Annotated in this window: 21 protein-coding genes; 3 read left to right on the forward strand and 18 right to left on the reverse strand. The window is 71.8% G+C overall.

Annotation, left to right across the window (positions count from 1 at the left end; translation table 11 throughout):
- Window positions 1-45: 45 nt before the first annotated feature.
- Together N8K70_RS11790 and N8K70_RS11795 are read right to left on the reverse strand one after the other, a co-directional pair.
- The gene (locus N8K70_RS11790) at window positions 46-2,199 is read right to left on the reverse strand and encodes a DEAD/DEAH box helicase (protein ID WP_317138533.1); all 2,154 of its coding nucleotides are present in this window, start codon (window positions 2,197-2,199) and stop codon (window positions 46-48) included.
- A 248-nt stretch (window positions 2,200-2,447) separates the two neighbouring features.
- Window positions 2,448-3,086, reverse strand: a complete 639-nt coding sequence (locus tag N8K70_RS11795; protein WP_317138534.1) for a hypothetical protein — start codon at window positions 3,084-3,086, stop codon at window positions 2,448-2,450.
- 146 nt (window positions 3,087-3,232) lie between these two features.
- Between N8K70_RS11795 and deoC the strand changes: the two genes are divergently transcribed.
- Window positions 3,233-3,952 (forward strand): deoxyribose-phosphate aldolase, encoded by a 720-nt coding sequence (deoC, locus tag N8K70_RS11800; protein ID WP_317138535.1) that lies wholly within the window; start codon window positions 3,233-3,235, stop codon window positions 3,950-3,952.
- Between the two features lie 7 nt (window positions 3,953-3,959).
- Here the strand turns inward: deoC and N8K70_RS11805 are convergent, their stop codons facing one another.
- From N8K70_RS11805 to N8K70_RS11830, 6 genes are read right to left on the reverse strand one after another with little or no spacing between them, the layout of a single operon-like run.
- Window positions 3,960-4,949, reverse strand: coding sequence for a class I mannose-6-phosphate isomerase (locus N8K70_RS11805; RefSeq protein ID WP_317138536.1), 990 nt, complete (start codon window positions 4,947-4,949; stop codon window positions 3,960-3,962).
- Window positions 4,949-6,142 carry an ADP-dependent glucokinase/phosphofructokinase gene (locus N8K70_RS11810; RefSeq protein WP_317138537.1) on the reverse strand — a complete coding sequence of 398 codons (1,194 nt, stop codon included), beginning with the start codon at window positions 6,140-6,142 and terminating at the stop codon, window positions 4,949-4,951. The genes N8K70_RS11805 and N8K70_RS11810 overlap by 1 nt, the downstream gene beginning before the upstream one ends.
- A gap of 31 nt (window positions 6,143-6,173) precedes the next feature.
- Complete coding sequence (locus tag N8K70_RS11815) at window positions 6,174-7,079, reverse strand: ketose-bisphosphate aldolase (RefSeq protein WP_317138538.1); 906 nt, start codon at window positions 7,077-7,079, stop codon at window positions 6,174-6,176.
- Window positions 7,080-7,123: 44 nt separating this feature from the next.
- Entirely contained in the window at window positions 7,124-8,032 is a 909-nt protein-coding gene (locus tag N8K70_RS11820) for a carbohydrate ABC transporter permease (protein ID WP_317138539.1), read from the reverse strand.
- 3 nt (window positions 8,033-8,035) lie between these two features.
- On the reverse strand, window positions 8,036-8,989 hold the full coding sequence (locus N8K70_RS11825) for a carbohydrate ABC transporter permease (protein ID WP_317138540.1): 954 nt from the start codon (window positions 8,987-8,989) through the stop codon (window positions 8,036-8,038).
- Complete coding sequence (locus N8K70_RS11830; protein ID WP_317138541.1) at window positions 8,989-10,248, reverse strand: ABC transporter substrate-binding protein; 1,260 nt, start codon at window positions 10,246-10,248, stop codon at window positions 8,989-8,991. The genes N8K70_RS11825 and N8K70_RS11830 overlap by 1 nt, the downstream gene beginning before the upstream one ends.
- Window positions 10,249-10,420: 172 nt before the next feature.
- Here N8K70_RS11830 and N8K70_RS11835 point away from each other — a divergent pair, with 172 nt between their 5' ends.
- Window positions 10,421-11,263, forward strand: coding sequence for a DeoR/GlpR family DNA-binding transcription regulator (locus tag N8K70_RS11835; protein ID WP_317138542.1), 843 nt, complete (start codon window positions 10,421-10,423; stop codon window positions 11,261-11,263).
- A gap of 31 nt (window positions 11,264-11,294) precedes the next feature.
- Here the strand turns inward: N8K70_RS11835 and N8K70_RS11840 are convergent, their stop codons facing one another.
- The 5 genes from N8K70_RS11840 to N8K70_RS11860 form a co-directional block, all read right to left on the reverse strand.
- Entirely contained in the window at window positions 11,295-12,248 is a 954-nt protein-coding gene (locus tag N8K70_RS11840; RefSeq protein ID WP_317138543.1) for a bifunctional riboflavin kinase/FAD synthetase, read from the reverse strand.
- A complete protein-coding gene (locus N8K70_RS11845; RefSeq protein ID WP_317138544.1) occupies window positions 12,245-12,697 on the reverse strand; it encodes a hypothetical protein in 453 nt (150 codons plus the stop codon). The genes N8K70_RS11840 and N8K70_RS11845 overlap by 4 nt, the downstream gene beginning before the upstream one ends.
- 64 nt (window positions 12,698-12,761) lie before the next feature.
- A complete protein-coding gene (locus N8K70_RS11850) occupies window positions 12,762-13,130 on the reverse strand; it encodes a hypothetical protein (protein WP_317138545.1) in 369 nt (122 codons plus the stop codon).
- A complete protein-coding gene (truB, locus tag N8K70_RS11855; protein ID WP_317138546.1) occupies window positions 13,127-14,044 on the reverse strand; it encodes a tRNA pseudouridine(55) synthase TruB in 918 nt (305 codons plus the stop codon). Before truB ends, N8K70_RS11850 begins: the two co-directional genes overlap by 4 nt.
- 43 nt (window positions 14,045-14,087) lie before the next feature.
- Window positions 14,088-14,759 carry a hypothetical protein gene (locus tag N8K70_RS11860; protein ID WP_317138547.1) on the reverse strand — a complete coding sequence of 224 codons (672 nt, stop codon included), beginning with the start codon at window positions 14,757-14,759 and terminating at the stop codon, window positions 14,088-14,090.
- A gap of 161 nt (window positions 14,760-14,920) precedes the next feature.
- On the opposite strand from N8K70_RS11860, the gene N8K70_RS11865 reads away from it, so the two are divergent.
- A complete protein-coding gene (locus N8K70_RS11865) occupies window positions 14,921-15,793 on the forward strand; it encodes an HhH-GPD family protein (RefSeq protein WP_317138548.1) in 873 nt (290 codons plus the stop codon).
- Between the two features lie 3 nt (window positions 15,794-15,796).
- Here the strand turns inward: N8K70_RS11865 and rbfA are convergent, their stop codons facing one another.
- The 5 genes from rbfA to N8K70_RS11890 form a co-directional block, all read right to left on the reverse strand.
- Window positions 15,797-16,237 carry a 30S ribosome-binding factor RbfA gene (gene rbfA, locus N8K70_RS11870; RefSeq protein ID WP_317138549.1) on the reverse strand — a complete coding sequence of 147 codons (441 nt, stop codon included), beginning with the start codon at window positions 16,235-16,237 and terminating at the stop codon, window positions 15,797-15,799.
- Between the two features lie 75 nt (window positions 16,238-16,312).
- Window positions 16,313-19,114 carry a translation initiation factor IF-2 gene (gene infB / locus N8K70_RS11875; protein ID WP_317138550.1) on the reverse strand — a complete coding sequence of 934 codons (2,802 nt, stop codon included), beginning with the start codon at window positions 19,112-19,114 and terminating at the stop codon, window positions 16,313-16,315.
- A 59-nt stretch (window positions 19,115-19,173) separates the two neighbouring features.
- On the reverse strand, window positions 19,174-19,446 hold the full coding sequence (locus N8K70_RS11880) for a YlxR family protein (protein ID WP_317138551.1): 273 nt from the start codon (window positions 19,444-19,446) through the stop codon (window positions 19,174-19,176).
- A 76-nt stretch (window positions 19,447-19,522) separates the two neighbouring features.
- Complete coding sequence (nusA, locus tag N8K70_RS11885) at window positions 19,523-20,512, reverse strand: transcription termination factor NusA (protein ID WP_317138552.1); 990 nt, start codon at window positions 20,510-20,512, stop codon at window positions 19,523-19,525.
- Between the two features lie 199 nt (window positions 20,513-20,711).
- On the reverse strand, window positions 20,712-22,469 hold the full coding sequence (locus tag N8K70_RS11890) for a proline--tRNA ligase (protein WP_317138553.1): 1,758 nt from the start codon (window positions 22,467-22,469) through the stop codon (window positions 20,712-20,714).
- Window positions 22,470-22,502 lie beyond the last annotated feature (33 nt).

The raw sequence follows: 22,502 nt of genomic DNA on the forward strand, positions 1-22,502 counted from the left end.
TCCCGGAGGGTGCGATTCACCCTCCGGGCGACGAATCCCGAACGGCTACTCGCCGCCGAGGGCCTGACGCAGCAGATGCATGAGGGCGGCGAGCTGGACGGAGTCGCTCGACGCGTCGTCGAACGCCTCGCCGTCGAGCGCACGGCCGGCGAGACCCTGCTTGCGGTCGATGAGCTCGGCGATCTTCGTGTCGATCGTGTGGGCGGCGATGATGCGCCACGCGGTGACCGGCTCGTCCTGCCCGATGCGGTGCACGCGGTCGATCGCCTGCGTCTGCTCGGCCGCGGTCCAGCTGAGCTCGGCGAGCACGACGTTCGACGCCACCTGCATGTTGACGCCGACGCCCGCGGCCGTCAGCGAGCAGACGGCGATGCCGACGTCGGGGTCGCTGTTGAAGGCGTCGATCGCGGCCTGGCGGACGACGCTCGTCTGCTCGCCGCGCACCGAGACGGCCTTGATGCCCGCGGCGGCGAAGTGCGCCTCCGCCTGGTCCATGACGTCGATGTGCTTGGCGAAGAACACGACCTTGCCCACGGAGCGCTGCAGCTGGGCGGCGTAGTCGGCCGCGAGCAGCGCCTTCGCCTGGCCGATGCGGCGCACCATCGCGAAGACGTTGTCGCCCTCCGTGCCCGCGGCCTTCGACTCCTCGAGCTCGCCCTGCGCGACGAGGCGGACGATGTCGTCGTCGATCTCGCCGGCGGCGAGACCGCGGTCGCCTCTGGCCTCGATGATCCGGCGGTAGCGGGCGGCGAGCCGCTCGCCCAGCTCGCGCTCCGCCGCGCGGATGCCTCGGCCGAACTCGTCGTCGAGCTGCACCGGGAGGTCGGCGACCAGCTTGTCCGGGAGATCCTTGGCGACGTCCTTCTTGCGACGGCGCACGATGCCCATCGAGATGACGGCGTTGCGGGCCTCCGGGTAGAAGGCCTTGTCGGCGGGGGTGAGGCCCGTCTCGTCGAGCTTCTCCATGAGCTCCGCGCCGGGCTTCTCGCCGTTGGTCCAGCCGAGGAAGCGCCAGATGGCGTCGAAGTCCTCGACGTCGTTGATGAGCGGGGTCCCCGTGAGGGCGAGCAGCAGCGGATCGCCTCCCGGCGTCGTCTCGCGGACGCGCTGCGCGAGGGCGAGCACGTTCTGCGAGCGCTGCGACGTGAGGTTCTTGATGAAGTGCGCCTCGTCGACGACCATCCCGCGCAGGCCGATCGTGGCGAGCCATCCGAGATGCCGGTCGAGGATCTCGTAGTTCACGATGAACACGTCGGCGAAGGCGTCGACGTCGCGCCCGTCGCCGTTGATGACCGTGGCGCGACGCTGCGGCGTCCATCGCTCGACCTCGCGCGCCCAGTTCATCTTCACGACGTTCGGGACGACCACGACGAGGGGGTACGCCTCGGCGACGGATGCGGCGAGCACCGACTCCGCGGTCTTCCCGAGGCCGGGCTCGTCGGCGAGCAGGAAGGATCGGTGCCCCTCGCGCACCGCCTCGAGGAACCGGGACTGGTGCGGCATCACCTCGAGGCCCTTGGGAGAGAGCCTGTCGAACTCGGGGACGGGGGGCAGCGGCATGGTGGCCGCGCCCCCGCCGGCTCCCTGTTCGAACGACTTGTAGAGCGGCCCCATGAGCTCCCAGCCGTCGAGACGGCGACGCGGCGACGGCGCGGGGACGGCGCGCTCGAGGTCGGGGGCGAGGAACGGGTTGGCGTCGAGGCGGGCCTCCACCTGCGGCGGCGTGACGGCGCGCTCGGAGACGACCACGGACACGACGGGCGTGGCGATGACCGGCTTGTCGTCGGTGATGACGAGCTCCTCCGGCGGCAGATCGGCGCCCGATTCGAGCAGCCAGTCGCGCCGCATGCGGCGGGCGACGGGCGAGGTCGCGTGGTCGGCCTCGAGCAGCTGGATGAGCGAGGTGTCGCGGGCGGCGGTCTTGGCGAGGATCGTGGCCACGCCGTCGAGCCGCTTGAGGAGCTCGGCGCGCACGCCGTCCGCGAGCGCCGCGTCGGCCTTCACCCTCGCGCGCTCCTCGCGGACGAGGAACGCGATCACCTGGAACTTGACCCGGTTGGTGGGGCCCAGCTTGTTGCGCTGCGCCTTCGCCTCGATCTCGCGGACCTTGCGGGCGAGGATCGGGATGATCGGGGCCTCCTCGTCGCGTCGTGCGGACGAGGACGTCTTGCGCTGTCGCGCGGGTGCCGTGGTCGGCATGCTCCTCCTGAGCGTCGCTGCCGGCTGCTCCATGAGCCCTGCCGGTCGAAGTCGTGCGTGCGTCACGCGCTGCCAGGCTGCGGGTGGTGTCGCCCGCCTTCTCGCCGGACGGCGACCGAGTCGCTCTTCCACTCGGCATCCGATGACGCGGCCCGCTCTTCCGGCGCTGTCGCGTCGATCGGATGAGCGGAGGCCTCACGGGCATTCTACGGCATGCGCGGCGCCGTCTCCTGCGAGCGGCGCGCGCGTCATCCCCAGAGGCTCGCGATGATGTCCTCGGTGTAGTCGGGCTCGAGATTCGTGTTGAGCCAATGCGTCGCCACCCAGCCGTTGCCGCCGAGCACGTGCACCTCGCCCGAGGACGCCGTCGTCTCGCCCTCGAGGGTCTGCTCCCGGTCGCAGCGCGTGACGACGTCGCGGTCCTCGCACGCGAAGCCCGCGTCCCGCAGGGCCGTGCGGACGGTCTCGGCCTGGGCCGCGTCGACGATCGCGACGGTGGTCGCGGTGCCGACCTCGCTCGCCGCGCCCCACGTGCAGCGGATGCTCGGGGCGACGTCGAGGACCTCGAGCGCCGGCACGACCTCCGTGGAGAGCATGGTGAGGCTCTCGTCGTTGAGCGGGGCGACCTCCTCGCTGAGGATGCCGAGCCCCCGCTCCGTCCACACCTGCTCGCACGACGCCGGCAGCGCGATGTCGCCGGCCGCCGGGGGATCCTCCGTGGACTCGGGGTCGGCGCTCGCCGTCGGCGCCGAGGTGACGGTCGGCGTCTCCGCGGGGAGGGTCGGGGCCCCCGTGGCGTCGGGCGTCGTGCCGACGCCGCCGCTCGCGCACCCGGCGAGGGCGAGCAGCATCCCGGCGGCGAGGAGGGGCAGGACGCGGCGCTTCATAGGGCCGACGCTAGCGGAGCCGTCCCCCGGACGGCGACGACGCCCGCCGATCGTGATGCAATCGCGTCGGATCGGCGGACGCTCGCCGCCGCCGCGAAGGCCCCCACGAGGGGTGTCCCGCCCGCGGCGCCGGGTACGCTGGTGCGATGGCCATCGAGCTCACCGAGACGGCTGTCGCCGCCGCCATCGACCACGCGATCCTCAAGCCCGACCTCACCCGGGCCGACGTCGACCGCGAGCTCGACGTCGCCGCGGAGTGGGGCGTCTTCAGCGTATGCGTGCGTCCGTCCGACGTCTCCTACGCCGTGCGGCGTCTCGCGGGGACGGCGGTCGCCGTCGGCACCGTCATCGGCTTCCCGCACGGCACGACGTCCACCGCGGCGAAGGTCGCCGAGCTCCGGCAGGCGCACGAGGACGGCGCGTCCGAGTTCGACATGGTCGTGCACATCGGCGCGCTCCTCGGCGGCGAGGACGAGCGCGTCGTCTCGGACATCCGCACCGTCGTCGACGCCGCGGGCGGCCTCGTCACGAAGGTGATCCTCGAGACGAGCTTCCTCGACGACGAGCAGATCGTCCGCGGCAGCCGCCTCGCGGAGGCGGGCGGCGCGACGTTCGTGAAGACGTCGACGGGCTTCGCCGGCGGCGGCGCGACGGCCGAGCACATCGCCCTCATGCGCCGCAGCGTCTCCCCCGCGGTGCAGGTCAAGGCCTCCGGCGGCGTCCGGGGGCTCGAAGCCGCCGTCGCGATGCTGGAGGCGGGTGCGACGCGCCTCGGCACGAGCGCCAGCGCCATCATCCTCGGCGAGCTGCGCGCCCGCGCGGCGGGCGGTCCGGCGACCGGCACGGAGGACGCCGGCTCGTACTAGGCGGGTCTCACGGCGCCGGAGGCCGTGCGATCAGGACGTCGCCGCGACCCTCGAGGCGGACGACGCCGGCGCCGTGCGGCACGAGCACGGTCGCCCCGCGAGCGCACCGCGCATCCCGGCCCGTCGCGGGCCGCAGCACGACGTCGCCGGAGACGACCAGCACGACGGCGAATCCCGCCGCGAGCTCCGCGCCGCCGCGCGCCTCGCGACGTTCCAGCCGGAAGTACGGATCCGCGGCGTCGGGCAGCGGGCGACCGGCCGAGGCCCGATGGACGAGCCCGTCGACGTCCGAGCCCGTCCGCGCCGTCGTCTCCACCGCGTCCAGCGCACGGTCGAGGCCGAGTCCGAGGTGCCCGTCCTTCGCGCCGTCGATCGCGAATCCGCGCCACTCGAGCAGGATCGACAGGTCCTCGGGCTCCTGCACCTCGAGCAGGAGCACGCCCTCGCCGATCGCATGGAGCACCCCGGGAGGCACGAAGACGACGTCGCCCGGCGCCACGTCCCGCCGATGGAGGAGCGCCAGCAGACGCTCGGTGTCCTGCCCCTCCACGAGCGCACGGAGATCCGCCGGCGAGACCGTCTCCCTCAGCCCCAGATGGACGGATCCGCCCTCGAGGATCCACCACGCCTCCGCCTTCCCGTGCGCACGCCCGAGCTCGCGCGCCGAGAACACGTCGTCGGGATGCGCATGGACGGGGAGCCGCTGACCCGCGTCGAGGAGCTTGACGAGCAGGCGGGTGTCCGCGCCGTAGGCGGCGACGTGCGCATCGCCGAGCCAGGCGACGGGATCCGCCTCGACGGCATCGCGCAGAAGCCGTCCGTCGGGCAGCGCCGTGAGTCCCTGCGGCGCCTCGCCCGCCACGGCCGTGACGGAGGCGACCCAGTCCTCCGGCTCGTGGCTCCCCGCGTCGGGCTCGCCCCTGAGCGCGGTGATCCGCTGTCCGCCCCGGTAGAACCGGTGCGCCGGACGGTTGGAGGGCAGGACGACGAGGTCCATCAGGGAGCGTCCTCCCGTGCCAGCTCGGCGATGAACCCGCCGACGAACGTGTCGCCCAGGCCGATCGTGGTCGGCCGATCCGGATGCAGGTCGAACGCCGGGAGGCACCGCGCGCGACGACCGAGGCGCCGCTCCAGCTCGGCGGCGAACGCCCGCGCGGCGGGCTGGCGCTCGCGAGCGGCGACCGAGGAGACGTGCGCGTCTCCGATGTCGTCGCCGTACAGGTACCGGGCCCCCGCGGCGGCGTTGCCCGCGTCGGCCGCCGCCGCGAACGACGCCGCCCGTTCCCCGGCCACGACGGTCCAGTGGCGCGTGTGGACGACGAGCGTCGCCTGCCCCAGCTCCGCCTTCATCTCCTCGACCGCGGCGGCCACGGCCGAGACGTCGAGCAGGTCGAGCGTCCTGCCCCGCCTCGCCTGGAGCTCGTCCTCGTTCATGCCGAACACGTCCACGACATCCGCGAGCGCGCGCGACACGAGCGGTGCGAAGCGCTGGTCGTGGAAGCCCGCGTCCTCGTAGACGACCACGCCGCCCTCCGGCATCCTCGCGATGACCTCGCGGATCTCACGGAGCCGCTCGCGCAGGACCCCCTCGTCCTGGATCGTGTTGAACCCGGAGACGAGGAACACCCCGGCCTCCGCGACGCGATCGCCGAGCTCGGGCGCGAGACGCAGCGCGCTCGCCGGAGGGTCGTCGGCGACGATGACGCGGTTCGCGCTCGGAGCGACGATCGCGACCTCCCCGATCCGTGCGCCATCGCCCTCACGGTACTGGACGATCAGGTGCGGGTCGAGGGTGTCCTCGGTCGCGCTCGAGATGGACGCGCACTCCGCGGGCAGCAGACGACGGACGGTGTCGTCACGGCTCACGAGGTGGAGGAGCGACGGGACGCCGAGGCGGCGCAGGAGGAGCGCGGCCCGCACGCTCGTGCCGCCGAGCGCGACCTCGGTGCGGAAGCGGGCGGCGAACCGCTCGACGACCTCCGACGACGCCGCATGCCGCTCGCCGCCGCGGCCGGAGGCGAGGAAGCTCAGCAGCGTCACGAGCAGGCTCCTCTCGTCGACGACGGACCCCGGTGCGGCGAGCTCTCCCACGGCGACGGCGTACTCGTCGGCGAGCGCCTCGATCGTCGCGCCGTCCCACTCGATGAGATAGTCGACCGTGCCCTGGAGCCCCAGGACGACGGGCCTCACGATCCCCTCCCCTCCCCCGCCGCGGCGCGCATCATGCCGTCGCCGTCTGTCCCGACGTGAAGAGGTCGGCCTTCCGCGCGGGCAGCGGCCGGTAGAGCGCGGCCTTGCCCGCCGCGCCGAACAGGTCGATCTTCTGCGCCGCGACCGCCTTCAAGGCCTCGATCGCCGGCGGGACGATCGCATCGGGCTCGCGCAGGCCGCGGTCCTCCAGCACCCCGCGGAGCGCCTCGTGGTACGCGACCTTGATGTCGCTGGAGATGTTGATCTTGTTCACGCCGCTGCGCGCGGCCTCCCCGACCTCGTCGTCGGGGTTGTTCGACCCGCCGTGGAGGACGAGCGGGATCCCGACGGCCGCCTTGATCTCGCGCAGCAGATCGAGCCTGAGCTGCGGCGTGATGTCGGCGGGGTAGATGCCGTGACGCGTCCCGATCGCGATCGCGAGGCTGTCGACGCCCGTCTCGCGCACGAAGGCGACGGCGTCCTCGGGGTCGGTGTAGACGATCCCCCCGTCGGCCGACTCCATCTTCCCGATCGTGCCGAGCTCGCCCTCCACGGAGACGCCGACGGCGTGCGCGGTCTCGACGGCACGCCGCGTCCACGCGACGTTCCGCTCGAAGGGCTCCGCCGACGCGTCGAGCATGACCGAGGTGAACCCGCCCTGGATCGCCGCGACCATCTGCTCGTGGCTCGCCCCGTGGTCCCAGTGGATCGTGGCGGGGATCGGCGAGCGGTGCAGGCGGTTGCGGATGGCATGGATCACGTCGAAGCCGAGCAGGTCGATCTCGTTGGGATGGATCGCGACGATGAGCGGGGCGCCCCTGTCCTCGCTGACCTCCACGAGGCCGTTGAACATGTGGTAGTCGGCGACGTTGAACGCGGGGATCGCGAAGTCGTTCGCGCTGGCGACGTCGAGCAGGTCCTTGCCGGATACGAGCATGGGTGTCTCTCCTTCTGGGGTGGGGTCGTGGGTCCTCTGGGGCGTCAGCTCTTCACGGATCCGGCGGTGAGACCGCCGATGAAGTAGCGCTGGAAGAAGAGGAACAGGATCAGGACGGGGATCGATCCGACGACGCTCATCGCCATCATCTCGTTCCACTCGTACGAGTGCTGGCCCATGAGCAGCTGGATGCCGATGGGGACGGTGCGCATGTCGACGGTGCGCGTGAGCGTGAGCGCGAACAGGTACTCGTTCCAGGCGAGCATGAACGTGTACATGCCGACCGACACGATGCCGGGAGTCGCCACGGGCACGAGGACGCGCCACAGCGCCGTCCAGGTGCCGCCCCCGTCGACCCGGACCGCCTCGTCGAGCTCCCGCGGCAGGGTGTTGAGGTAGCCGGTCATCATGATGATCGCGTACGGCAGCGTGAAGACGAGGTACGTGAGGATGAGGCCCGGATAGGTGTCGTACAGGCCCAGCGCCACGATCAGGCCGAAGTACGGGATGAGGAGCGTGATGGGCGGGACCGCCTGCACGCTCACGACGATGACGTTGAGGGGCTCCTTGAACCGGAAGTCGAACCGGCTGAACGCGTATGCGGCGAGGATGGCCACGACGAGCGTGCACGCGACCACCGCGAGCGCGACGACGTAGCTGTTGACGAAGAACCGGAGCTTCTCGGGGTCGGTGAGGATCGACGTGTACGCCGCGAACGAGAACGACTCCGTCACGAGCCGCGGGGGCGAGGCGAAGATCTCGGTGTTCGACTTGAACGAGCTCGCGAGCATCCACAGGATCGGGAGGCCGGCGAAGAGGGCGCCGGCGAACAGGCCGAGCGCCGTGAGGGCCTTCGCGGTCGTCCGGCGGGCCCTGCGCGACACGGCCCTGCGGGGGACGCGCCGGCTCGTGACGAGGGTCTGCGTGGTCGTGGCCGAGGCGGTGATCGCCATCGTTCAGTCCTTCCTCCGCTGATGCCGTGCGTAGAACACGGCGAGGACCATCGACAGCGCGAGGACGATGACCGCGCTCGCGGATGCCGCGCCGAACTCGTACCGCGTGAACGCGAGCTTGTACGTGAAGGTGCTCACCAGCTCCGTGGCGTCGACGGGGCCGCCGCCCGTCGTCATCCAGATGAGGGCGAACTGCTGAGACGTCCAGATCAGGTCCAGCAGCGACATGCTCACGATGATCGGCCGCAGCTGCGGCAGGGTGACGGCCGTGAACCGCTGCCAGGGGCCTGCCCCGTCCACGCGTGCCGCCTCGTAGAGCTCCGAGGGGATGCCCTGGAGCCCCGCGAGAAGGCTCACCATGAAGAACGGGTAGCCGGCCCAGATGTTGACGAACGTCACGGCGCCCAGGGCGAGCGAGGGATCGGCGAGCCACTCGATCTGTCCTGCGCCGAGGAAGGAGAGCAGGTGGTTGACCACGCCGTTCGGGTTGAGCAGGAGACGCCAGAGCACCGCGACGATCGCGACCGTGAAGAGCCAGGGCAGGACGTAGATCGTGCGGTAGATCGCGATGCTCGCGCGCCCCAGGAGGCGAGAGTCGAGCAGCAGGGCGAACGCGAGACCGAGGACGAGGTGCGCCGCGACGCTCGTCACGGTGAACACGAGCGTGTTGCGGATCGACGTGTGGAAGCGCGGGTCGACGAGGAGGTCGGCGAAGTGCGCGAGGCCGACGAACCGCGGGTCGGGGTCGCTGATGACGTTGTCGAAGAGGGAGTAGCCGATGACCGTCGCGATCGGCACGACGAGGAGCACCCCGATGAGGATCGCCGTCGGAGCGATGTAGAGGTACGGCTCCGCTCGCCGGCCGATCCGCCGGCGGCGCGCGCCCGCCTCCCGCGCCGGCGGGCGGGACGTCCCCGGCGCGGCGATCTCTCGCGATTCCTCCGCGACGGAGAGCATCAGAACTCCGCCTCCCACGACTCCTGCGTGCGCGAGAGCATCTCGTCGAGCGCGATCTCGCCGTCCAGCAGGCGCTGGAACTGCTCGTCGAACTGGCGCATCAGCTCCTCCGCGACGGGGAGCCCCGTGAACTCGTTGGCCGGGTAGCCGTCCTGGTAGATCTCGAACGCCTGCGCGAAGAGCTCGTCGTCGTCGACGAAGTCGGGCACGGCGTTCACGTTGCCCGGGAACGCCTTGGCGGCGGACGCAAGCTCTGCGTTGCCGGACTCGCTCATGAGGAACTCCACGAGCTTCCAGGCCTCGGCCTGGTGCGGGGAGCTCTCCGACACGCCGACGCCCCAGGAGGCGTAGGGGATGCCGCGCTCGCCCTCGTACCCGTCCTCGGCGGGGAGCGCGCTGATGCTGAACTCGAGATCGGGGTTCGCCTCGCGGATCGTCGTGAGGTGCGCGAGGGAGTCGATCATCATCCCCACGCGCCCGTTGGCGAACTCCTCCACCATGTCCTGCTCCTTCATCGTGAAGGCGCCGGGCGCGAAGACGCCGTCCTCGTAGAGGTCGGCGAGATAGCCCACCGCGCTCGTGACCTCGTCGTTCGTCAGGTCGGGCTCGCCCTCGTCGAGCATCGACCCGCCCGACGCCCAGACCCACGACATGACCTGGTTCTGGATGCCGCTGGGCGTCTCGAGCGAGAGCGGCATCGCCGTGCCGTAGGCGTCGCCGAGGTCGGTGACGGCCTGCGCCGCCTCCGCGAACGCGGTGCGGTCGCTCGGAGGCCCGTCGACGCCCGCCGCCGAGAGCAGCGCGTCGTTCGTGTACAGCGGATAGACGAAGTTGACGACGGGGAGCATGTACGTCGCCCCGTCCACCTGCACCTGCGATGCGAGGGCGCCGTCGTCGTACCCCTCATCCGCCATGAGCGCCGTGAGGTCGGCGATGGCGCCCTGCCTGGCGAAGTCGTTGACCCAGGCGCCGTCGAGACCGACGACGTCCGACATCGTCCCCGACGCCGCTCCGGCGAACAGCTGCTCGCGGGTGGAGGCGTAGGGCCCGCTGAGCAGCTCGACGGTGATGCCGGGGTTCTCCGCCTCGAAGGCGTCGAGCAGCCCGCGGAGCGCGCCGTCGGGGAGCTCGGGCTCCCACCACTGGGCGAACTCCAGGACGACGTCGCCGCCCGACTCGGACGGCCCGGAGCCGGCGCAGCCGGCGAGGGCGAGCGAGGCCGTCGCGAGGATCGCAGCGGCCGTGCGCATGTGGTTCATGTGAGCTCCTTTGCTCAGGTTCCCGTATCTGCGTTTATCTACAGCTTTATGCTGTTTTGTACAGCTACAGGCATGCTAGCTGCAACCTTTCGCAGATTTCAAGCATCACTTTCGCCGCTCCCTGCGCGCAGCCGAGTCGGGGGACAGCCGTCCTCTGTGATAGGAAGGCGGCATGACGGCGGGGGACGCGGACGGCAAGCGCAGAGAACGGCGCCTTCCCGCGGGGAGGAAGGCGGAGCTCGCCGCGTACGTCGCGGCGAACCGCCAGGTCACCGTCGCCGAGCTCGCCGAGCGCTTCGCGGTGTCGATCGACACGGTGCGACGCGACCTCGATCAGCTGGACGCCGAGGGCAGGCTCATCCGCACGCACGGAGGCGCCGTCAGCACGGACGCCGGTGCACCTCCGGACCAGGGTCTCGGCGTCCGCATGCGCATGCGCGCCGAAGAGAAGGAGACGATCGGCGAGCTCGCCGCGCGGCTCGTGCCCGACGGCGCGGTGGTCGTCGTCAACTCGGGGACGACGACGCTCGCCGTCGCTCGCCATCTGCGCGATCACCGCGATCTGACGATCGCGACCAACAGCCTCGTCCTCCCCGGCGAGGTGTCGCCGACGGCGCTGCGCGAGCTCTACGTGTTCGGCGGCTCGGTCCGCACGATCACGCAGGCGACGACCGGACCGGTGAGCTTCCGCCCGACGGCGGCGGGCCCGGACATGGACATCCGGGCCGACCTCGCCATCATCGGGGTGGGAGCCGTCTCACCCGACGGATACAGCACGAGCAACCTGGCCGACGCCGCGATGATGTCCGAGATGATGTCCCACGCGGCGCGCGTGGCCGTCGTCGCCGACTCGTCGAAGTTCGGGCACCGCCTCTTCGCACGCGTGGCCCCTCTCGGCGCGGCGTCGTTCCTCGTCACGGACGCGTCGCCGCCCGACGACCTCTCCCGCGCGCTGCTCGCAGCGGAGGTGGAGATCCTCACCCCGGCGAGCGCGGCGGGGGCGCAGCGCTCCTGACGATCGCCCAGCCCGCACGGAGGCGGGTCGCCTACCGGAGCGCCTCGCGCACGCGCACGACGTCGTCGGTCATCTGCGCGACGAGCCTCTCGATGCCCTCGAAGGCGACCATGCCGCGGATGCGCGCGGCGAACTGCACCTCGACCTGCAGACCGTAGAGGTCCAGGTCGTCCTCGTCGAGCACGTACGCCTCGACCTGACGCCGTTCCACGTCGTCGAAGGTCGGATTGGTCCCGACGGAGACGGCCGCGGGGTATCTCACCCTCGATCCGAGGCCGCCGCGCGGCGCCACGAGCCAGCCGGCGTAGACGCCGTCGGCCGGGACGAAGCCCTCGGAGTCGGGAGAGAGGTTCGCGGTCGGGAAGCCGAGCTCCCTGCCGCGCTTGAGGCCGTGCACGATCTCCCCGCGCACCGTGTGGAATCGCCCGAGCAGCTTCGCGGCGCGCTCGACGTCCCCGACGGCGAGGAGCTCTCGGATCCACGACGAGGAGACGCGACGGCCGTCGCCCGAGCTCGCGATGTCGGGCATGACCTCGACGGAGAAGCCGTGCTCCTCCCCCATCCGCTCGAGCAGCGCGGCGTCGCCGGCGCCGCCCCGGCCGAAGCGGAAGTCGCCGCCCACCAGCACCCGCTCGGCGCGGACGGCGCCGACGAGCACGCGTTCGACGAACGCCTCCGGCTCCTCGGATGCGAGTGCCTCGTCGAAGGTGAGGACGAGGGTCGCGTCGATCCCCGTGCGCTCGATCAGGTCGATCTTCTGCCTCACGCCGACGAGCGGCTGCGGGCATCTCTCCGGGGCGATGAGCGCGAGCGGATTCCGGTCGAACGTCACCGCGACCGTGCGCGCCCCCGTGCCGACGGCGTCGACGAGCATCTGCTCGATGATCGCGCGGTGCCCGGCGTGCACGCCGTCGAACTTGCCGATGGCCACCACCGACGGACCGAAGTTTTCCGGCACCTCGGCGGCGTCCCGGAAGAGGATCACCGCGTCTGCTCCACCGGCACGGCCTGCTCCGCCGGCACGCGGGAGGGGCCGTGGTGCACGACGAGCCACCAGATGCCGAAGAACGGCAGCACGAGCGGCACCCAGAAGTAGCCGCTCCCGTACAGCGACCACACGGTGGCGTGCTGGAACAGCTCGGGCGCCGCGATGCTGAGCGTCCCCACGACGACGACGCCCACGAGCTCGAACACCACCGACACCCACGCGATGCGGTACCACACGCGGCTCTTGGCGAACATGAGCGCGAGCGTGGCGAGGATGTAGACCACGGCCGCCACCGCCGACAGCGAGTAGGCGAGCGGCGCCTCGTCGAAATCCCGCAGGATCTGCACGGTCGAACGCCCGGTGGCCGCCAGCGCCAGGATGCCGTAGACGAACACGAGGACCATGCCGACGCCGGTCATGCGGCGGGTGCGCGAGGGTTCTGTCATAACGGGTCCACTTTAGTTCCTGTCGGCGCGCGGACAGCTCATCCCGCGCGTCCGCGGCGTCCCGTCAGGCGATCTGGATGGTCCAGATCACGTGCATGCGGTACACCATGATCGCCACCGCGAGCGAGAGCACGCCCATGACGACCACGCTCCACCTCGTGCGGTCGACGAAGGCCCACACGACGCCGGCGATCGGCAGGATCGCCGCCGTCACGAGATAGGCCCAATACTCGAGCAGGTCGCCCGTGGGCGGGTTGCCGACGAGGGGGGCCACGATGGCGACCACGATCTGCGCGATGAGCAGCACCTGCACGAGGGCCAGGGCTCCGACGGACACGTCGCCCGGGCGGCGCCCGGCGAGCCCGAGCACGACGCAGAGGACGCCCGCGACGGTGGCGACGGCGACCTGCGCGATCGTGAACCAGAGGATCATGCGCGGCCCGCCCGAGGCTCCGGCATGTTCATCGCGCTCTTGAGGGCGGACCCGCGTCGTTCGACGACGCCGATGAGCGCGCCGTCCGGATCGACGGCCGCCGCGAGGGACCCGTCGAGCCGCGCGGCGGCGCCCTCCAGCCGCTTGCCGTGTCGCAGATCGCGCGCCTCCTCGGCCGTCGCGTCGAAGCGTCCCAGCACGCGCGCCGCGATCTCCGCCGGATCCTGCGGCGTCGCGGCGTCGAGGTCGTCGACCGCGACCGCCTGCGCCACGTCGAACGGGCCGACGTGCGTGCGGCGGAGCGCCGTGAGGTGCCCGCCGACGCCCAGATCGGCGCCGAGGTCACGGGCGAGGGCCCGGATGTAGGTGCCGGACGAGCAGTCGACGACGACGTCCAGGTCGACGGACCCCTCGCCGCGGCGGACGGCGACGACGTCGAGCCGCGAGACGGTCACCTCGCGCGGTGCGAGCTCGACCCGCTCGCCGGCGCGGACGCGGTCGTACGCACGCCGTCCGTCCACCTTGATCGCCGACACCGCGCTCGGCACCTGGGAGATCGTGCCCGTCAGGCGCTCCGCCCCCGCCGCGATCGCGTCGTCCGAGACCTGCGCGACCGCCTGCGCGTCCGCCGCGGAGACCACATCGCCCTCGCCGTCGTCCGTCGTCGTCGCCTGCCCCAGGCGGATCGTCGCCGTGTAGGTCTTGCCGAGCCCGACGAGGTACGTCAGCAGCCGCGTCGCCCCCTCGATGCCGAGGACGAGCAGCCCCGTGGCCATCGGGTCCAGGGTCCCGGCGTGGCCGATCCTCCGCGTGCCGAACGCCCGGCGCGATCGCGCCACGACGTCATGGCTGGTGATGCCGCCCGGCTTGTCGACGAGGAGGACTCCTCCGGGGCTCGGATCTCGTGACGCCATCCGTCCAGCGTATTGCGTCGGCGGGATGCGGGCGTGCGGATCCCTACGCGCAGGCTTCGTACGCGGGGGTCTCCAGCGCGGTGACCGTCACCGACTGCGCGCCGGCCTGGCCGTCGGCGAACTCGAAGAACAGCGCACCGTCGTCCGCGTCGTCGCCCGCGACGCGGAGGAACGAGAGCCCGTCGACGGGCGAGTCGACCTCGACCGCCTCCGGGAGGGACGCGAGCACGTCGTCCCGCGTGGCGCCGACGCCGAGGCCCTCGTCCGTGCGGGGCCCGATGGCCGTCACGTCGCTGAGCCACTCGACCGTGACCCCCGTCACCGGTCCGTCGTCCTCCGTCTGGTCGCGCTGGAACGAGACGAGATAGGAGCCGTCCGACGCGCTCCAGTACGCCACCCATGCGCAGGCCGAGTCGTTGATCCAATCGCTCGGCAGCTCGGCCAGGGTGTCGGCGAAGCTCTCCCCCAGCTCGACGGGCCCGATCTCCCCGTCCTCGATCTCCCACGTCGACGGGTCCGCGGGATCCTCCTCGACCTCGCCCGGCCTGGCGGAGGTCGGGGGCGGCGAGCTCGGGGTCTCCTCCGCGGACGCGCCCGAGGTCGGCGAGGGCGTCTCCGTCACGACTTCGTCGGCGGCGTCATCCCCCGCCGCGCAGCCGACCAGCGCCAGCGTCAGCGCTCCGGCCAACGCGATGCCCCTGGTCACGTGCGTCATGATGATCTCCTCTCCGCGTCCCCTCATCGACGGTAGTGCCAGGATCCGCGCACTCGGTAACGGTTAGGACGCCGTCCGATAACGCTTCGGTCGCGCCCGGCTGTACGCACGCTGACCGCGCACGGGGCGATGTCGGATGCGCCCGCACGTAGGCTGGGAGGATGCCCGCCAGCGCCCTCTCCGACACGCTCGTGCCGTGGTTCCGGGAGCACGCGAGAGACCTGCCGTGGCGGCGTCCCGGGTACGGGGCGTGGGGCACGCTCGTGAGCGAGTTCATGCTGCAGCAGACGCCGGTCGCCCGCGTCGTCCCGCATCTGGAGGCGTGGCTCACGCGCTGGCCGACGCCGGCGGCGCTGGCCGACGACCCGCCGGCGGAGGCCGTGCGGCAATGGGCGAACCTGGGCTATCCGAGGCGCGCGCTGTGGCTGCACCGCGCGGCCGTGGAGATCCGCGACCGCCACGACGGCATCGTCCCGCGCGACGTCGACGCGCTGCTCGCGCTCACCGGCATCGGCGACTACACCGCGCGCGCCGTCGCGAGCTTCGCGTACGGCGAGCGGCATCCCGTGGTCGACACGAACACGCGACGCGTGATCGCCCGGGCGGTCGACGGCCGCGCGCAGCCGGGGCCGCCGCACCGACGCGACCTCGAGGCGATGGAGCGGCTGCTCCCCTCGGCGCCGTCGGAGGCGGCCGTCATGAACGCCGCCGCCATGGAGCTCGGGCAGATCGTCTGCACCGCCCGCGCCCCGCGCTGCGACGCATGCCCGATCCGGCATACATGCGCCTGGCTGACCGCCGGCAGACCGGGCACGCCGGACACGCGACGTCGCCAGGCGCGCTACGAGGGCAGCGACCGGCAGGCACGCGGGGCGGCCCTCCGCGCGCTCCGCGAGCGCGATCCGTCCGCGATCGCGGAGGGAGCCCTGCTCGCGGGATGGCCCGACCGAGCTCAGCGCGACCGGGCCGTCCTCTCGCTCCTCTCCGACGGGCTCATCGAGTCCGCCGACGGGATGCTGCGCCTGCCCCGATGAGGCTCAGGCGTCCTCTTCGTCGCCCTCGCGCGGCTTGACGTACGGGTCCTCGCCCGCGGCGTACTGGGCCCCTGCGGCGATGCCCGCCACGGCCTCGTCCCGCTCTCGCGCCTCCCGCAGCAGCTCCGCGAGATGGTCCGCCGTCTCCGGCAGCGCGTCGGGGATGAACTCGAGCGACGGGGTGAGCCGGGTGTTCAGCTGCCGTCCGACCTCGCTGCGCAGCATGCCCGTCGCCGCCTTCAGCGCGGCCCCGCTCGCCTCGCGCTCCTCGTCGGAGCCGTAGACCGTGTAGAACACCGAGGCGTGCTGCAGATCGCCGGAGACGCGCACGTCGGTGAGCGTCACGAAACCGAGACGCGGGTCGCGCAGGCCCTTCTCGAGCCGCTCGGCGAGGATGACGCGGATGCGATCCGCGAGACGCGCCTGTCGTTCCTGTCCTGCCATGGTGTCCTCCTCAGGATGGGACGGCCCTGCCGGGCGGCCGAGGCCGCCCGGCAGGGCCCTTGTGCGGAAGTCGCGTCAGGAACGCGGCTTCTCGACCATCTCGGTCGTCTCGATCTCGTCGCCGACCTGGATGTCGTTGTACTTGCCGAGGCCGATGCCCGCCTCGAAGTCCGTGCGGACCTCGGTGACGTCGTCCTTGAAGCGGCGCAGCGACTCGATCGCCAGGCCGTCGGCCACCACGACGCCGTCGCGGATGACGCGCGCCTTCGCGTTGCGCGTGATCGTGCCGGAGCGGACGATCACACCGGCGATGTTGCCGACCTTCGAGGACCGGAAGATCTCGCGGATCTCCGCGACGCCCGACTGGACCTCCTCGTACTCCGGCTTGAGCATGCCCTTGAGGGACTGCTCGACATCGTCGATCGCGTTGTAGATGACCGAGTAGAAGCGCACGTCCACGCCTTCGCGTGCAGCGGCCTCCCGGGCCTTCGCGTCGGGCCGGACGTTGAAGCCGATCACGATCGCGTTGTCGATCGTGGCCAGGTTGACGTCCGACTCCGTGATCGCGCCCACGCCGCGGTGGATGATCCGCAGCTGCACGCTGTCGTCGACCTCGATCTTCAGGAGGGACTCCTCCAGCGCCTCGACGGCACCGGCGACGTCGCCCTTGATGATGAGGTTGAGCGACTCGACCTTGCCCTCCTCGAGGGCACGCGTGAACTCCTCGAGCGACATGCGCTTGCGGGCCTTGGCCAGCTGGGCGTTGCGCTCGACGGCCTCGCGCTTCTCGGCGATCTGACGCGCCGTGCGGTCGTCGTCCGTGACGATGAACGTGTCACCGGCACGGGGCACCGAGCTGAGGCCCTGCACCTGGACGGGGCGCGACGGAGCGGCCTCGTCCACGGCGTCGCCGTTCTCGTCGATCATGGCGCGGACGCGGCCGTAGGCCGTGCCTGCCACGATCGGGTCGCCGACGCGCAGCGTGCCCGCCTGGACGAGCACCGTGGCGACGGAGCCGCGCCCCTTGTCGAGCTTCGCCTCGATCGCGACGCCGCGGGCGGCCTTGTTCGGGTTCGCACGCAGGTCGAGCCCGGCATCGGCCGTGAGGAGCACGGCGTCCAGGAGATCCTGGATGCCGACGTTCTCGCGAGCGGAGACGTCGACGAACATGACCTCTCCGCCGTACTCCTCCGCCACGAGCCCGTACTCGGTCAGCTGCTGACGCACCTTGGCCGGGTTGGCATCGGGCTTGTCGACCTTGTTGACCGCGACGACGACCGGCACGCCGGCCGCCTGCGCATGGTTCAGGGCCTCGACCGTCTGGGGCATGATGCCGTCGTCGGCCGCGACCACGAGGATCGCGATGTCGGTCACCTCGGCGCCGCGGGCTCGCATGGCCGTGAAGGCCTCGTGACCCGGGGTGTCGATGAAGGTGATCGCGCGCTCGAAGCCCTCGTGCTCCGTCCACACCTGGTAGGCGCCGATGTGCTGCGTGATGCCGCCGGCCTCGCCCGCGACGACGTTCGTCTTGCGGATCGCGTCGAGCAGTCGCGTCTTTCCGTGGTCGACGTGCCCCATGACGGTGACCACCGGGGGACGGATCTCGAGGTCGGCCTCGTCCTCTTCGAGCTCCTCCTTCTCGAGGTCGAGGCCGAAGCCCTCCAGGAGCTCCTTGTCCTCGTCCTCGGGGGAGACGATCTGGATCTTGTAGCCGAGCTCCGAGCCGAGCACGTCGAACGTGGCCTCGTCGAGCGACTCGGTCGCCGTCGCCATCTCACCGAGGTGGAACAGCACCGTGACGAGGTTGCCCGGCTGGACCGTCATGCCCGTGATCGACTCGATCTTGTCGGCGAAGTCCGAGATCGACGCGCCGCGGCGCATCCGGATGATCGTGTTGCCGTCGCCGCGGGGGACCTTGACGCCGCCGACGATCGGCGCCTCCCGCATCTCGAACTCTTGACGCTTCGCACGACGCGACTTGCGCTGCTTGGACTTGCCTCCGCCCTTGCCGAAGGCTCCTGCCGTGCCGCCGCGACCGCGACCGCCGGGACCGGGACGACCGGCGAAGCCGCCGCCGCCCGGCGCGCCGCCGGGACGGAAGCCGCCGCCTGCCCCGGGACCGCCGGGACGACCGGCGCCCGCGCCGCCGGGACGCTGCTGGAACGGAGCGCCGGGACGACCGCCGCCTGCGCCGCCGGGACGACCGGCGCGCGGAGCGCCCGGACGGGGAGCACCGGGGCGCGGGGCCTGCGGCTTGGGGGGACGGGGGATGTTGCCGGGCGACGGGCGCTGGCCCATGCCCTGCTGGGACGCGAACGGGTTGTTCCCGGGACGCGGGCCCGCAGGACGCTTGCCCATGCCCTGCTGGGACGCGAAGGGGTTGTTGCCGGGGCGCGGTCCGCCCGGACGGGGTCCGGGGGTCGGGCCGTCGGCCTCGGGAGCCGTCTCCTCGGGCGCCGAGGATGCGGGCGCCGAGGATGCGGGCGCCGAGGATGCGGGCACCGGGGCCTCGTCCGCGACGGGGGCCTCGGGCGCGGCCGGGGCGGCCGCCACCGGAGCGTCCGCCTGCTCGGCCTGCGGCTTCTCCGCGGGCTTGGCGGGGCCGGGCGTGGGCGCGCCGGGGCGCGGCGCGCGGGAGGCGCCGGGGCGGGCCGCCGGTCCGGGGCGCGCGGAGGCGGGCTTCGCAGCGGCTGCGGCCTCGGCGGGCTTGGCGGCGCCCTCGGACTCGAGCGCCGCGCGCAGCTTGCGCGCGACGGGGGGCTCGATCGTCGACGACGGGCTCTTCACGAACTCGCCGAGCTCCTTCAGCTTCGCGAGCGCGAGCTTGCTGTCGACGCCCAGCTCCGCGGCGATCTCATGTACGCGTGGTTTTGCCACAATTCTCCTGTCAGGGCGGCCCGCCCCGGACAGGGCAGACCTCTAAAGGCGGACGGGTCTCATTTCGAGCCGTTCACTTGATTTCCATAGCTGCTCAGCCATCTCTCGAAGGTCTGCGTGTCAAGCGGGCCTGACACGCGCAATGCGCGCACGAAGGCGCGGCGCTTGAGGGCGATTCCGATGCAATCGTTCGTCGGGTGAACCCACGCGCCTCTTCCCGGCATGACCGCTCCCTCGTCTGGGACGAGTTCCGAGTCGATGACGACCACTCTGAGCAGAGCGGCTCGGGAAGCACGCGTGCGACAGGCGACGCACATCCGTACGGGTTCCATCCTACACCTCGGTATCGGAGCCGCCGCCGCTCGCGTGTCGCGGACGGCCGCGGTCGGGCCGACTCCTCCGCGGGGCTCAGCCCTGCTCGAGGATGCTGTCGGGCTGGATGTCGATCTTCGCCCCCGTGAGCTTCGCGGCCAGGCGGGCGTTCTGGCCCTCCTTGCCGATCGCCAGCGACAGCTGGTAGTCGGGCACGAGCGCGCGGACGGCCTTGGTCGTCGCGTCGAGGACGAAGCTGCTGGTCACCTTCGCGGGCGACAGGGCGTTCGCGACGAACCTCGGAAGCTCGTCGTCGTGGTCGACGATGTCGATCTTCTCGCCGCTCAGCTCCTCCGTCACGGCGCGCACGCGGCGTCCGAGCTCGCCGATGCACGCGCCCTTGGCGTTGATCGAGGGGTCGCGGGCCACGACGGCGATCTTGGTCCTGTGTCCCGCCTCGCGGGCGAGCGACGTGATCTCGACGAGGCCGTTCGCGATCTCGGGGACCTCGAGGGCGAAGAGCTTGCGGACGAGGCCCGGGTGGGTCCGCGACACCGTGATCTGCGGCCCCTTGGTGCCCTTGGCGACGCTCGTCACGTAGACGCGCAGACGCGAGCCGTGCGCGTAGTCCTCGCCGGGGACCTGCTCCTCCGGCGGGAGGATGGCTTCCACGGACCCGAGGTCGACGTGGATCATCCGGGGGTTGGGGCCCTGCTGCACGACCCCGGCGACGATGTCGCCCTCCTTGCCGCGGAACTCGCCGAGCACGGCGTCGTCCGCGATGTCGCGGAGGCGCTGGCTGATGACCTGCTTGGCCGCGTAGGCGGCGATGCGCCCGAAGTTCTCGGGGGTCGTCTCCTCCTCCCCGACGACCGCGCCCTCCTCGTCCCTCACGGGGATGAGGATCGCGACGTGGCCGGACTTGCGGTCGAGATGCGCGCGCGCACCCTCGGGGATCTGCCCGTCGTCGGAGACGTGCTTGCCGTAAGCCGTGAGGATCGCCTGCTCGATGATCCGTACGAGCTCCTCGAACGGGATCTCCTTCTCGCGCTCGACCGTTCGCAGCAATCCGAGATCGATATCCACAGCGTCCTCCGTATTCAGCTCTCACCGGCAGACGTCACGCCGATATCACCGCAACGATACCGGATCCGGCCCGGGAGAACCTGCGAGGAGGCCACGCCGGGCGCGCCCCGCAGCGTGCGACGCCGCCCAGCGGAGGACGATCCCGTGGGGGCGGCGGATGGCGACGAGGACGTCCTCCTCTCGCCGCGTCCGCCCGCCCTCAGCGCGACGTGAGACGCGTCACGGCGTCGGCGAGGGACACGACCTCGCGGTCGCCCGTGCGACGGTCCCAGAGCTCGACCTGGCCGTCGGCCGCGCCGCGACCCGCCACGACGAGCCTCGGGACCCCGATGAGCTCGGCGTCGCCGAACTTCACGCCGGGCGACGCCTTCGGCCGGTCGTCGTAGAGCACGTCGAGACGGGCGGCCTCGAGATCGGCGACGAGCTGCTCGGCGAGCCGGTACGCGTCGTCCCCCTTGCCCGTCGCGACGACGTGCACGTCGAAGGGCGAGACGGTCTCGGGCCAGATGAGGCCCCTGTCGTCGTGGGAGAGCTCGGCGATGATCGCCAGGATGCGCGTCACGCCGATGCCGTACGAGCCCATCGTGACCGTGACGAGCTTGCCGTTCTCGTCGAGCACCTTGAGACCGAGCGCCTCGGCGTACTTGCGCCCGAGCTGGAAGACGTGGCCGATCTCCATGCCGCGCGCGAGCGCGACGGGACCCGAGCCGTCCGGTGCGGGGTCGCCGTCGCGCACCGAGGCGACCTCGACGAAGCCGTCCGACGCGAAGTCGCGGCCCGCGACGAGGCCGTGCACGTGCTTGTCGAGCTCGTTGGCTCCCGTGATCCAGCTCGTGCCGTCGACGACGCGCGGATCGAGCAGGTACCGGATGCCGGTGGCCGACTCCTCGCCGAGCATCGGGCCCTGCGGGCTCCACGGCCCGATGAAGCCGCGCACGAGGAGCGGGTGACGGGCGAGGTCCTCCTCGGTGGCGGGCTCGACCTCGGCGGGCGCGAACGCCACCTCGGCGCGCTTGGCGTCGACGTCGCGGTCGCCCGGGAGGCCGACGACGACGATCTCGCGCGTCCCGTCGAGATGCGTGAGCGCGAGGACGACGTTCTTGAGCGTGTCCGCGGCCGTCCGCTCGCCATCGAGCACCTCGTTGGCGTGGTCGACGAGGGTCTGGATGGTCGTGGTCCCCGGCGAGTCGAAGACGACGGGGTCGGGCAGGCCGTCGAACGGGATCGGCTCGGGCGCCGTCGTGGTGAACGCCTCCACGTTGGCGGCGTAGCCGCCCTCCGTGCGCACGAACGTGTCCTCGCCGACGGGGGTCGGGTGGAGGAACTCCTCCGAGCGCGAGCCTCCCATGGCGCCGGCGTCGGCCTGCACGATGACGTACTCGAGGCCGAGGCGCCGGAAGATGCGCTCATACGCGTCGCGCTGCGCCGTGTAGCTGCGGTCGAGGCCCTCGTCGGTGTGGTCGAAGGAGTACGCGTCCTTCATCGTGAACTCGCGGCCGCGCAGAAGCCCCGCGCGCGGACGGGCCTCGTCGCGGTACTTGTCCTGGATCTGGAAGAGCGTGAGGGGCAGGTCCTTATACGAGTTGTAGAGGTCCTTCACGAGCAGGGTGAACGCCTCCTCGTGCGTGGGCGCGAGCAGGTAGTCGCCGCCCTTGCGGTCCTGCAGACGGAAGAGGAGGTCTCCGTACTCGTCCCAGCGTCCCGTCGCCTCGTACGGCTCGCGCGGCATGAGCGCGGGGAAGTGCACCTCCTGCGCCCCGGCCGCCGTCATCTCCTCGCGGATGATCCGCTCGATCCTCGCCTTGACGCGCAGGCCCAGCGGCAGCCAGGCGAAGACGCCTGCCGCCTGGCGTCGGATGTACCCCGCGCGCACGAGCAGCCGGTGGCTCGCGACCTCCGCCTCGGCGGGGTCCTCTCGGAGCGTGCGGACGAAGAGATGCGACAGACGGGTGACCACGGAACGAGTCTAGGCCGTGGCTGCGGGACCGTC

The sequence above is a fragment of the Microbacterium sp. AB genome (genome assembly GCF_032878875.1).
In the GTDB taxonomy this organism is placed as follows: domain Bacteria; phylum Actinomycetota; class Actinomycetes; order Actinomycetales; family Microbacteriaceae; genus Microbacterium; species Microbacterium betulae.